The following is a 12,902-nucleotide window of genomic DNA, read 5'->3' as shown; positions in this document are numbered from 1 at the left end:
GTTTTTATCTACAATTAATTACAAATTTCCACAAGCTATCCTTTAATGTCCTCGTCAGCAGTACTGAATTTATACCCGAAACCTCTCACCGTTTTAATTAATTTTGGCTTTGATGGATTTTCCTCGATTTTACGACGTAAGTTACTAATATGTACCATGACGGTTTTTAAATCGCCACAATGATCAATGCCCCAAATTTGATCATAGATTTTTTCAGCACTAAACACATGATTTTTGTTTTCAACTAGTAGCATTAAAAGTTGTAGCTCCTTTGTGTATAACGAAACTTTATTCCCTTTATTGAAAACATCATAACTATCTAAATCTATTTCTAGATTTCCACATGAAAAAACACGCTTTGGTTCATTGCGATTTGCATTCATTTTACTACGTCGTAAATTTGCTTTTATTCTTGCTTCAAGCTCCGTAAAATCAAACGGCTTCGTTAAATAATCATCAGCGCCCGCATCTAATCCCTTTACTTTATCTCTTATATCCCTTTTACAACTTAAAAATATAATGGGTGCTTCTGAAAGCATTCTAATTTTTTGACAAATCTCATACCCTTTCATTCCGGGTAAAAGTATGTCTAATAAAACTAGATGGGGATTATTATTTTGTACGATATTAATTCCCTCATAGCCGTCTTTCGCAGTAAAAACTTCATACGAATGCTTTTTTAAGTATAATGCAGTCAATTCTCTAATATCTTCGTCATCCTCAATGATTAACACTTTTTCTTTCATTCTTAACAACCTCCATAAATCAATTAGTCTACGATAGGTAACGAGATACAAAAGATTGCGCCATTTCCCTCTGTACTTTTAACTGATATTTCTCCATTATGGTGATGAATAATTTCTTTTGATATTGCTAGCCCTAGTCCTGTTCCAATCTTTCCATTTATCACTTTTTCTCCTTTAAAAAATCTCTCAAATACAAATGGTAAGTCACTTTCTTTTATTCCATGTCCATTATCCTTAATTTCTATCATAACCTCTTGCCTATCCTTCACCACAACATTAATCCAAATATCGCCGCCTTCATTTGTATGCTTAATCGCATTATAAATGATGTTAGTAAAAACTTGATCCATACGGTCATTATCAATGTCAATTCGTATATCTTGCTCCTCATTACCTGTAAAAACTGGTTTATGGAGTGTAATTTTCCGCCTTGTCACATCCGTTTCAAATTTATCGTACATTTGATTTATCCATTCATGTAAATTGCGTTCCTTTGTCATTAGTGTGATATCACCTGACTCAAGCTTAGAGATATCATATAAATCTTCAATTAATCTATTTAACATATTTACCTTATTCTCGACAGATTTTAAGTAGTGTGCGTCATTCGCTTCAATAATTCCGGCTCTCACTGACTGAATATAGCTCTGTAGAAAAGTGACAGGTGTGCCAAATTCATGTGAAATATTTGATAGCATATGCGTCCTAGCGTTTTGTAATTTAATTAAATCCTCATTCGCTTTCAGCAATTCATCATTTACCTCTTTTAAGGCAACAGTTCTCTCTCTCACTTTCCCTTCTAGTTCGTCGTTTATTTGTAGTAGCCTCTGATTAACATCATCAAGTTCTCTCATTTGCTCTTTTATTTTTCGAACTGCGAGACTCAATTCTATTAATGTTTTTGTCCTTGAAAGAAGCTCTCTTTTTTCACAAGGTTTTACGATATAGTCATTTGCACCGGAATCAAATGCTGTTACCTTATCATATTCTTGATTTTTAGCTGTAAGAATTAAAACAGGTAGCTCTAGTAAAGAAAATCTCTTCCTTAATTGCTGACAAACTTCATATCCAGACTTTCTTGGCATCATCATATCTAATATGAGTAAGTGATAATTACCACTTTCCACTTTGTGTAATACCTCATCTCCGTCCTTAGCAGTATCGACGTAATACCCTTGTAATGATAAATGGTTTGACAATAGCTGGAGATTTACTCGTTCGTCATCAGCAATTAATATTTTTATATTCTTTCCTTTATTATCAATCATTAACGTTTCGTCATCGATATGGTGACTATACTTAGAATGTTGCTCTGAGAACAGAGTTGCACTTACTTCTTCTTTAGCCTCTTTAAAACCAACCTCTTGAAATAGAGGTATTAAAAAAGAAAAAGTAGAACCTTTTCCTTCCTGTGATACAACGGATATATTTCCACCGTGTGCTTCTATTAGCTTTTTTGTAATATTCAAACCTAACCCTGTTCCACTCTGCTCTTCTGAGTTATTTCCCCCTCTATTAAAGGCATCAAATATCGTATCTATTTGATCGGCAGAAATTCCAATTCCTGAATCTGTTATATGAACTTGAAGCATTTTTCCATCTTCTTCCGCACTTATGACAACTGTCCCGCGTTCTGTGTATTTAATGGCGTTTCCTATTAAATTAAAAAATACTTGCTGTAGCCTATTTTCATCCCCTAACACAGGCCGTATATTAGTATCTATTTCATTTATTATTCTTATATTTTTCTCGTTAAGTAAAGATTGACTCATGATAATAACAACATCAACAAGCTCCTTTAAGTGAACCTTCTTCAAATGAAGATTCATAGCGTCATTTTTCAATATAGAGAAGTCTAAAATATCGTTAATTAAATGTGACAGCCTTTTACCACTAGATATAATCATACTCAAGTGTTTTTTCATCGACTGCGTCATTTTCCCTGTAGCTCCATCATACATCGTTTCCGCAATACCGATCATGCCATGAAGCGGCGTCCTTAGCTCATGGGACGTCATTGCTAAAAATTCATCCTTTAATTTATCTGTTTTCTTTAAATTTTCTAACGCTCTTAAATTACTTTTTATTACCTCTTGCTCAGCTTGTTCCTTCTCTTTTTTCATCATGTTTATTTTATCGGCTAAAGCAAATGAAAAAAGTAAAAATTCAATAGAAGCTGTAATTTGCCATGCATATTTCGTAACGAAATAAATTGGAAGAAACCCAGCATCTGCTAGCAATGAAATAATAGTCCCTATAAAAGAAATGTGCCAAGCTAAAAGAAAATACTTTGCAGGTTGATACCCTTTACGATAACAGGAAATACCGGCCCAAATCATTAATAAAACTGTTACTCCTGAGCTTATTACAACAAGGTTTAATGCTAAACTATAGGAGTAAAAAAGTAGGAATATAATGACAAAATTGCAGAAAATCAAATAATTAAATATACTATTTAATCCTGGTATCACCTTTCTCATTTCTAAAAAGCTTTTTGCAAACAAATACCCGAATATATTTGAGATTAGCATAAATAACACGATGGCACGGTTATTCCACCAACTTTGTTCTGGCCAAATGTACTGATATGCCGTACCAGTAAAGGACAAGTGTATAAAAATGTTCGAGGCAATAAATAAAACGTAAAATAAATAGCTCCAATGTCTTAAAGAAAAAAATAAAAATAGATTATATAATGCCATAATAGATAATATGCCGAAAAATATACCTAATAAAGCATATTCAAGTTGGCTTTTTTCAATAAAAGCATCTTGATGCCAAAGAGTTATTGGAAGTTGCATCGCACCTTCAGATTCAAACCTTAAATATAATGTTGTAATATTATTTTCTTCTAATTGTAATCGATAAACGAAATTACGATGGTTTACTTCTCTATTGTCAAAAGGAAGTAAATCACCTGTTTCACTTACATAGGCATTTTCATAAGCTGTTTCTGGGAAATATAACGATAAATAGTCTAACGTAGCATTATCGATTTCTAGCAACCAAATGTCTTTTGAAGATTGATTCCGCAAATGAACCTTCACCCAATATACCGTATCTGTATATCCATAATTAGGTATACTTTCTTGATTTAATTCAAATGTACCCTCAAAACTGCTTGAACGTATATCATCTATCGTATAGGCGTTGTTTATGTCCGCAAAAATACTAATATGTTCTTCTAATTGGATCCTCTTAGTATTATCAAAAAGTGAAACGACATTTTCATTCTCATCGCTGGAAGCTTGTACGATTACGGAAAATAAAAGTAAACACGTAATGAAAGAAATGAGACTAACCAATATGTTTCTACGCAATAGACAACCCTCCTAAAAACCGACATTTTATGTTGGTATTACCATTATCGCTACTCCCTCACCTTTTTTCAATATATTCTGAGTTATTTAATAATGAATAATCGTTTTTTCACTAGGCTCTTTTCGTATACCTTTCTTTTCACCAAGTTTGGAAAAGCATCAATTTTTACGAAAACAGCCTCTAATAAAAGTATTAGATTATTTCAAACACTCTTTAATGCAATATAATATGGTAGAATGATAGTATCTTTTTTAGGATCCTACATAAGAGTTGCATTTGTTAGGAGGATATTAATTATGTTAGATCAAGCGCGTTCCTTCCTAAAACAGCATTTCGGTTATGATTCCTTCCGTTCAGGACAAGAACAAATTATCACAAATATTCTTTGTCGTAATCGGACGATGGGAATTATGCCTACAGGCGGGGGGAAATCTATTTGTTACCAAATACCTTCATTGTTGCTCCCTGGACTTACAATTGTTATATCTCCATTAATTTCACTGATGAAAGATCAAGTAGATGAATTAAAGGAATTAGGTATTTCATCCACTTTTATTAATAGTACCTTGTCCAATAACGATGTAAATGAGCGTTTGTCACTTATGAGACAAGGACATTATAAACTAGTTTATATCGCTCCAGAAAGGCTAGATGCCCCTTCTTTTATTAATAGTTTAAGCGGTATTGAAGTATCCTTAGTCGCAATTGATGAAGCCCACTGTTTGTCACAATGGGGACACGACTTTCGACCAAGCTACATGAAAATACCACATTTACTAGAAAAGCTTGATACAAAACCTGTAGTGCTTGCGCTTACTGCAACCTCAACTCCTGAAGTCACTGATGACATTTGCGTGGCAATGTCCATTGATAAAAGCTTCGTTGTTCAAACAGGTTTTGCTAGAAAGAATCTCTCTTTTCACGTATTAAAGGGAATAGATCGCGATCACTATATAAAAAATTATATTACTAGAAATATTGATCAATCTGGGATTATTTATGCAGCCACACGAAAGGAAGTTGAAAGGATTTACACACTCCTTTCTTCGATGAATCTTTCTGTAGGAAAATATCATGGTGGGATGTCCAATCAAGAGCGTGAATTCATGCAGGAGCAGTTCGTCTATGATGATTTAAAAGTGATGGTAGCTACAAACGCTTTCGGAATGGGAATCAATAAATCTAACGTTCGGTTCGTTATTCACTATCAAATCCCGAGAAATATAGAAAGCTATTATCAAGAAGCTGGGCGTGCTGGAAGAGATGGGGAAGAAAGCAGTTGTATTCTTTTATTCTCTCCTCAAGATATTAGAATTCAACAATTTCTCATTGAACAGACTGATATGACCGATGAAAGAAAGGAAAATGAATACCGAAAGCTGCAGGCGATGACAAACTATTGTCATACTGAAAGCTGCCTACAAGCATTTATCCTTCAATATTTTGGAGATAGTAAGATCGAGTCATGTACAAAGTGTGATCACTGTATCGATGATCGAGTTTCTGAGGATGTCACTCGCGAAGCGCAAATGGTATTTTCCTGTGTGAAACGAATGAGAGAACGTTTCGGAAAAACACTAGTTGCTCAAGTATTAGTAGGCTCAAATAACAAAAAGCTGAAGGACTTTTCATTAGACAAGCTTACGACATACGGGCTCATGAAAGGAAAAAGACAAAAGGAAGTTAGTCAATTTATTGATTATTTAGTTGCTTCACAGTTTTTATCATTAAGTGACGGTAGTTTTCCCCTGTTACAACTGACAGAGAAGGCCGTACTCGTTTTAAAAGGCGAAGAAACTGTAGAACGCAAAGTGGAAAAGCAGCCCAAAAAAATTTCTACTTCGCATCCTTTGTTCGAGGAATTGAGGCAATTACGTGGAGATTTAGCAAAGGAAGCAAATGTACCACCTTATATTGTTTTCTCTGATAAGTCGTTAAATGAAATGTGCACCTACTTACCTATGAGCGTCGAAGACATGCTAGAAATTAAAGGTGTCGGAGAACAAAAATTTGAGCGTTACGGGGAAATATTTTTATCGGCAATTAAAAGCTATGTGGAAAACAATCCTGAGGCTAAAAATGACTCCGCACCTAAACTATCTCCACCACTTGAAAACCGTCGAATCACACAACATAACGTTGATCTAAATGGCGCTAAGGTTCCTAGTCATTTACTAAGTATTCAACTTTTTCAAGAAGGAAAGACAATAGAAGATATTGCTGAACAACGAGGTATAACTACTGTAACAGTCGAAAATCACCTCCTTCGTGGCGCCACTAGTGGAGAAAAAATTAGTTTTGATCATCTTATTTCAGACGAAACAAAGCAACTCATTGTTGATAAAATTGAAGAAGTTGGTTTGGCCCACGGGATTAAACCGATAAAAGAAGCATTGCCAGAGCATATTAGTTATTTTGCTATAAAAGCAGTATTAATGGATGTTGAAGTGTAAAAAATTAATGAATACAGTTATGCAATACTATAAGGATAACTCAAAATGCTAATTTCATTTTTGAGTTATCCTCTCTTTTTCTTCATAATGATTTTTCGTCCACAAAATTGCGCTTATCAAGTAATGTATAATAGTATAGATGCGATAAGTAAATGGTGATAATATGGATCATGATTAGTGGATAAATCGACTTAATTTTCATTATTTTTGCCTTTAACAAACATTGATCTATTCCAATAAGTACAGAAAGAAGAACTGTTTTAAAAGACGCTCTCCCTCTTATAGTAACAATTGTTGCTAAGAGTGAGTATGACATTGCATAAAATGGCACTATTTTCAGCTGATTTTTCCATTTATAATTATTCTTGAAACCAAACCTAATTACTTTTAACACTTCTAATACATATATTCCGTTTATCCATGTCAAATGTATCATGTTAAATAAACAAATTGATTTCATGATGCTATTCTCGTTTTCTAATCCTTTCCACCGAAAATCACTAATATAAAAGTAGAACGGAATTAAGAGGAAAGTATATCTTGTTTTCCACCATCCTTTTTTAAAAATACCAATCAGAGTAAATATTTTTTCTATAACCGCAAAGTAACATGCAAATAATAGTTTAACAAGCCAGCCATGTCGAAAGGCTGTAATAAAGATCGCAGTAAATGGCACAAATACGGCCTGGGATAAAGTAGCTCCTAATACATTATCTAAATATTTATTTTTAATCATTTTTGGCCTATACGTGTAACCAGGAAAAAATGATACGACAAAATAATCAAAAAAGAAAGCAAATCCCATATTTGATAACAATAATGCGAGAATTCCTTTTGTTTTGGCATGTTTTTTAAATGTATATAGGAGTAAACATGAATGAATAATTAACAATAATATGTATGGATATTTATTTTTCTTCTTTCCAATCAACATAAAACTACCCCTATCATTGTCTAATAAGGGTAGTATTTGAAAAAATTAAATATATAACTCATCAAGATTTTGGTATAGTTGCCGCAACTTATTTTTTTACTGTCATTACCTCGTCAATAGCTTCTCGATTTCATCTAAACTAAACGGATCTTCCACTTTTACACCATTAACAAATACTGCAGGCACTGTCTCGATGTTCAATGCTCTTGTATATCTCCGAGTGACACTTATTGAATCAACAGCTGGCTTTGATGACCAAGTTTTCTCGTTTAAATTAAACTGAGTAGCCTTGTCTTCTATGTATGCTATTGAGCCCCAGTTTTCTGGCCCCTCCTCCCCAGCTTCTGCCATTATTTCATGTATAACATCGTAATAAAGTTCTGGGTGATAAAGCTTCACATTTTGATCAAAATCGGTTAATCTCAAAGAATTTTCATTTAAATATACCATTGTTTGTGTTCTAAATTTTAACTTCTCGTTATCAATCCAATGCTCTTTCACTTCTGGATATATATCATCCATCCATACTTTACACCAAGGACACGAATAGTCCATCACAAATAATAACTCATCTTCGGTATCACTATCGCCAACATATAAAAGGATCTCCTCTTCACCTAACACATTAGTGTCAATTCCTTCCTCACTTGTACAACCTGTTATAAATAACAAGAGTGCTAAGCCGATGATACTTTTCATTAAGAAATCACTCATGAGCATGCTCCTTTAACAATAAACTGTAAAATTGTTCATTCGCCTTCATTTTACATTTATTCATGATAAAAGTAAGTGATTTGTTCAATATGTAACATATTATTCATGAGTTAGTCATTTCTTCTCGGTCAATAAGGAGTTTGTTGCCGAAAAAAATTAGGAGTGACTAGTTTATCATTATATTGTCGGTGAAAAATATGCGTTGTTGCGGGAGATACTGGTGGAATAAGCCAACTCCAATCTCCTGTTAATTCTCGGTTACATTCCTTTTCTCTTTTTTCAAATTGCTTAAATTGTTCTGCAGCTGTATGATGGTCGACAATGCTCACTCCTGAATTTTTAAAAGAATAAAGTACTGCTCTGTTAAGTTCAACTAATGCACGATCTTTCCACAAGGTTGAATGGCGATTCGTTTCCAAGCCCATGATGGAAGCAATTTTTGGTAGCATATTATACCTGTCAACATCCGCAAAATTACGTGCACCTATTTCTGTACCCATATACCAACCGTTAAATGGTGCTGCAGTATATTCAATTCCACCTATTTCAAGCATCATATCTGAAATTGCTGGTATTGCATACCACTTTAAATGTAAATCTTCAAACTGCGTGATTTCGGGGTGTATGATTTTTACTTCCAAAATAGCATCGCTGTTTAATTCTTGTAGCATCGGTTCATCGTTTTTCCATTGTACTACTAAAGGCAGTATATCGAAACTTGACCCTTCTCCTTGCCAACCTAGTTCTTCACACACCTTTGTAAAAGGTAATGACATTGGATCTCCTAACACACCGTGTTTCGTATCGTAAGCTGCATAACGAATTAATTGATGATTCCATATACGCACATGATCTTGATTTTTGTATTTAGGAGGGAATATCGTAATAGTTGGCTTTATCTTTCCACCATTCGTTGCATCCACTAAGTGTTCATGAAGCGCATCGAACACTTCTTTTACGTTATTTACTTGTCTCCTATCTTTTACAATTAAAGTATTCCAAAACAATCTCCCAATACACTTGTTACTATTTCTCCAAGCCAATTTGGCCCCATATTCTAATTCTTCAAAAGTATGTTCATATAAACCAGATTCTTTAATTTCTCGTTCTATCACTACTAAACGGTTTTCAATTTCATCTACTTTCCCTAGTTCTCCATAACATTGGACAATAAATTGCTTTGCTTTTTCATATAAGCACATTTCTTTCCTCCAAGAAAAATGAATTTATTCAAATCATAACAAATCGTTGAGAGTTTCTCTAAAAGTAAGTCTCCATAACTATCATTTCTTCTATATAATGAAAGAATACGCATTATATTATTTCATTTAGATTAAGAACGTACATTAACATTTTAAACTAGAAGGTTTTTGTAATTTATTGTAAAATAAATGGAAAGGGGGTCATTACGTGCATATAGGAGAACGGTTAAAAAGACTAAGGAATAACAATAATATATCTCAAATTAGCGTCTGTGAGGGTATTACGTCTCCTTCTCACTACAGTAATATTGAAAGTGGTCGTTATGAGCCTTCCGAAGACATACTAGTACAGCTATCAGAACGACTTCATGTTCCTGCAGCATATTTACTAAACGTGTACGACGAATCTCAAAAAATAAAAAAATTACTTTCCACAATGGATGGCCTTTTGGAAAAAGATCTGTCGCTAGTGGAAAATTTTCTTAAGCAAAATCAAGCTTCTTTTACATATATTTGTTCAATTAAACAGGAAATACAGTTTTACATACTTAATTGCTACTTTCACTTAAAAACAATGAGTGTAACAAAGGCAAAAGAATTTAATAGTAAAATTTCTTCATATATTAAAGACTTTTCCTTAATGGAATCGATTGGCTTTCCGAATTCCATTACATTTAAATATTTATATAACTTAGCTTTTTTAAAGAGTTATGAACGACAATTTAAAGAGGGAAAGAACTACTATATTCAATCATTAAATTATGTTCCTAGCCAGTTAGATGAAGGTAGAATTCATTTTAATTTAGCACTCTGTTGCTTTAATATGCATGACTTTTATACTGGCCTTGATTATTGTAACAAAGCAAAATCGATATATATGGATATTCATCAATGGAAGCAAACTGTTGAAACATACTTATTAAGCGGCCTTATTTATATGGAGTTAAATGATTTAGATAATGCACAAAAAGTATTAATGAAGGGGCTAAACTTAGGGGAAGAAAAAAATTTAGAGCTTCAACTTACAAAAATATATCACAATATTGGAACATTATATTTAAAAAAGTCCGAATTAACTAAAAGTATGGAATACTTTCATATTAGTTTAAAATTAAAGGAAAAAGTTGACCCTACAAGTCTTTTTATTACTTATTTGGCACTTCTTCATACGCATCTCGAAAGAGGGGAAATAAATGATTTCGAAACAATAGTAAAGAAAGCGAAGGAAGCAAGAAATAAAAGTATAGAAGACGATTATTTTCTAATGTCCATTCAAGCTGAGAAAGAGAAGCTAGTTAATAATATGGAAGCCTATGAAAAGCTAATGACAGAATGCTTACATTTTTTCTACGAAAAAAAGTATTGGAGAGAAATTCTATCACATGCGAAGGAACTGAGCGATCACTTGTATATGAATAGAAAGTATAAAAAAGCGTATTATTATTTAAATATGGAGCTTGAAGCTAATATTAAAATTTATAAAGAGAAAACGATATAATCTCAATAGTGAAACAATGTTTCTCATCTTTAAGCATGAGCTATGATTCTGTCTCATGCTTAAAGACGTTATTATGTTCTTAATCAACTACGATGTAAGCGATCATTGGACCATCACTATCTTTGTCTGCATGCATTGGGCAAATGAGTCTATATGTTCCCTCTTTTTTAAATTTTAAAGGAACTCGAACTTCTTCTCCTTTTTTCACTGTTCCTTCAACGTTAGTTCCTTCAATAACAAATGGGTGCTCCTTACCATGCACACCATAAATAATGAGATCAACACGCTCTCCCTGCTCAATATAAATTGTCCCAGGGTCCCAACGATAGGACTCTATCTCTGTCCCATCTTCTAACGTAGATTTGAATTCTGTTGTTATCATATGGATTTCTCTAACATCATCATCTGCCGCCATTTCTCCCATTGCTGGTACATCATTAAAAAACATACTTGATGAAACCCAAACAGAAACTATCGCTAGTCCAAAGACTAAAAATGCTAAAATTGTTTTCCGTTTCACTACTAAAAAGTTCATTGTCTCCACCATCCTTTTTACGTTATCAACATATATATATGCAAGAAGGTCCCTCAAACTTGTCAACTTTTTTGGACAACAGCTTCAAACAATATTTTCATATTATACTTCCATACTAAATTTAACGTTTATCAACTATTTTGTTATAATACTACGTATAAATATTTTATTCATTTTCATAATGTGATAGAATATTTATTTGATTCTATTTAGAGGGGAATGTGATAACGCGTGTACTGCTCAAATTGCGGAAGAAAAAGAGACGAAAAAGCCCGCTATTGTACCCATTGTGGAAAAAGAAAAGACCGCTATAATGTCATCTTTCTTTCTCTTATTATGTCTATCGTTATATCTGGCACGGTGTTTGCTACGATGCACTTCATCGGTAACGAATCTACAGCCGAGCCTTTACTTGCAGCTACACACGAGGAATATCGTTTAGAGAATAATAATAGAGAGCGTCTTGGTCTACTTCCAGTTGCACAAAGGCAAGTATTGCAGGAGATTCAAAAAAGAGAACTAACTGAAATTATTGCAGATGCTCAGGAGTCTGTTTATACAATATTTGCCCCTTATAGCCAAGGCTCAGGATTTTTATATAATGATCAAGGTGCTGTAGTCACGAATGCTCACGTCGTGGAGGGTGAAATAGACGTAAATGTTCGAACAGTAGATGGATATGAGTACGATGGGAAGGTGATCGGTTACTCTAATGAAACAGATGTAGCCGTCGTTTCAGTACCAGACCTTATAGGACAAACTCCCTTCGCACTTGAAAAAGAAGGTTCTTTAATGATAGGTGAAGAAGTAATTGCTTTAGGTAGTCCACTTGGCTTTGAAAATACCGCTACAATGGGCTATGTTACAGGCACAAATCGTAACTTTAATATTAATTCCTATGTATATGAAAACTTATATCAAATTTCAGCACCAATATCTCCAGGAAGTAGTGGAGGACCACTGCTTTCAAAGAAAAGCGAAAAAATAATTGGCATCAACTCTGCTCAAAATATGGATGATACGTCAATCGGCTTTAGTATCCCTTTATATCAAGTAAATGACCTTATAGAAACGTGGATTGCTCATCCAATGACAGAAACAGAAATATTGGCGCAGTTTTACGGTCCTGATGGTGAATACTTTTTTGACGATTTATGGGAATATCACGAAGGTTATTTTGACGGAGGCGATCTTTCGGTTGATGAAGACTTTTACGATTACTGGGAATACTATTACCATGAGTTTTGGGAAGACTTCGGTGAAGAGTATTGGGATTACTATTTAGATGAGAGCTACTATTTCGATGGCCTTTATGACGAGTGGTACGAACAATGGTATGAGTATTGGTCAGATATAGAAAAAGATTTGGAAGATTGGTCAGCTGATCACGAAAGTAATTGAGAAAGTAGCGTAAATGCCTTACTCCTAACAAGGGAAGAATGAAAAAAGCAGAGATCGTAAGCATTAAATTAAAAGGCAAATTATAGGGATAACTCAAA

At 33.7% G+C, this 12,902-nt stretch carries 9 protein-coding genes; 3 read left to right on the top strand and 6 right to left on the bottom strand.

Going from position 1 to position 12,902, the window contains the following annotated elements:
- Nucleotides 1-35: 35 nt before the first annotated feature.
- Together BCELL_RS03845 and BCELL_RS03840 are read right to left on the bottom strand one after the other, a co-directional pair.
- Nucleotides 36-746, bottom strand: coding sequence for a response regulator transcription factor (locus tag BCELL_RS03845; RefSeq protein ID WP_013487364.1), 711 nt, complete (start codon nucleotides 744-746; stop codon nucleotides 36-38).
- 23 nt (nucleotides 747-769) lie between these two features.
- Nucleotides 770-4,066: an ATP-binding protein gene (locus tag BCELL_RS03840; RefSeq protein ID WP_013487363.1), complete on the bottom strand. Its 3,297-nt coding sequence runs from the start codon at nucleotides 4,064-4,066 to the stop codon at nucleotides 770-772.
- A 297-nt stretch (nucleotides 4,067-4,363) separates the two neighbouring features.
- On the opposite strand from BCELL_RS03840, the gene recQ reads away from it, so the two are divergent.
- Nucleotides 4,364-6,520, top strand: a complete 2,157-nt coding sequence (gene recQ, locus BCELL_RS03835; protein ID WP_013487362.1) for a DNA helicase RecQ — start codon at nucleotides 4,364-4,366, stop codon at nucleotides 6,518-6,520.
- 82 nt (nucleotides 6,521-6,602) lie between these two features.
- Here the strand turns inward: recQ and BCELL_RS03830 are convergent, their stop codons facing one another.
- The 3 genes from BCELL_RS03830 to BCELL_RS03820 all read right to left on the bottom strand — a co-directional run bounded on the left by BCELL_RS03830 (nucleotide 6,603) and on the right by BCELL_RS03820 (nucleotide 9,370).
- Nucleotides 6,603-7,454 carry a hypothetical protein gene (locus BCELL_RS03830; RefSeq protein ID WP_013487361.1) on the bottom strand — a complete coding sequence of 284 codons (852 nt, stop codon included), beginning with the start codon at nucleotides 7,452-7,454 and terminating at the stop codon, nucleotides 6,603-6,605.
- A 105-nt stretch (nucleotides 7,455-7,559) separates the two neighbouring features.
- On the bottom strand, nucleotides 7,560-8,168 hold the full coding sequence (locus BCELL_RS03825; protein WP_013487360.1) for a DsbA family protein: 609 nt from the start codon (nucleotides 8,166-8,168) through the stop codon (nucleotides 7,560-7,562).
- 128 nt (nucleotides 8,169-8,296) lie between these two features.
- Nucleotides 8,297-9,370 (bottom strand): nitric oxide synthase oxygenase, encoded by a 1,074-nt coding sequence (locus BCELL_RS03820; RefSeq protein WP_013487359.1) that lies wholly within the window; start codon nucleotides 9,368-9,370, stop codon nucleotides 8,297-8,299.
- A 208-nt stretch (nucleotides 9,371-9,578) separates the two neighbouring features.
- Between BCELL_RS03820 and BCELL_RS03815 the strand changes: the two genes are divergently transcribed.
- Nucleotides 9,579-10,868, top strand: a complete 1,290-nt coding sequence (locus tag BCELL_RS03815; protein ID WP_013487358.1) for a helix-turn-helix domain-containing protein — start codon at nucleotides 9,579-9,581, stop codon at nucleotides 10,866-10,868.
- Nucleotides 10,869-10,947: 79 nt separating this feature from the next.
- On the opposite strand, the gene BCELL_RS03810 is transcribed toward BCELL_RS03815, so the two are convergent.
- Nucleotides 10,948-11,403, bottom strand: coding sequence for a cupredoxin domain-containing protein (locus BCELL_RS03810; RefSeq protein WP_013487357.1), 456 nt, complete (start codon nucleotides 11,401-11,403; stop codon nucleotides 10,948-10,950).
- Between the two features lie 231 nt (nucleotides 11,404-11,634).
- Here BCELL_RS03810 and BCELL_RS03805 point away from each other — a divergent pair, with 231 nt between their 5' ends.
- Entirely contained in the window at nucleotides 11,635-12,804 is a 1,170-nt protein-coding gene (locus tag BCELL_RS03805; RefSeq protein ID WP_013487356.1) for a trypsin-like peptidase domain-containing protein, read from the top strand.
- The last annotated feature ends 98 nt before the right edge of the window (nucleotides 12,805-12,902 follow it).

The organism is Evansella cellulosilytica DSM 2522 (assembly GCF_000177235.2).
GTDB lineage: Bacteria > Bacillota > Bacilli > Bacillales > Salisediminibacteriaceae > Evansella > Evansella cellulosilytica.
The sequence above is the reverse complement of the archived record's forward strand: the minus strand, read 5'-3'. Positions and strand labels throughout refer to the sequence as shown.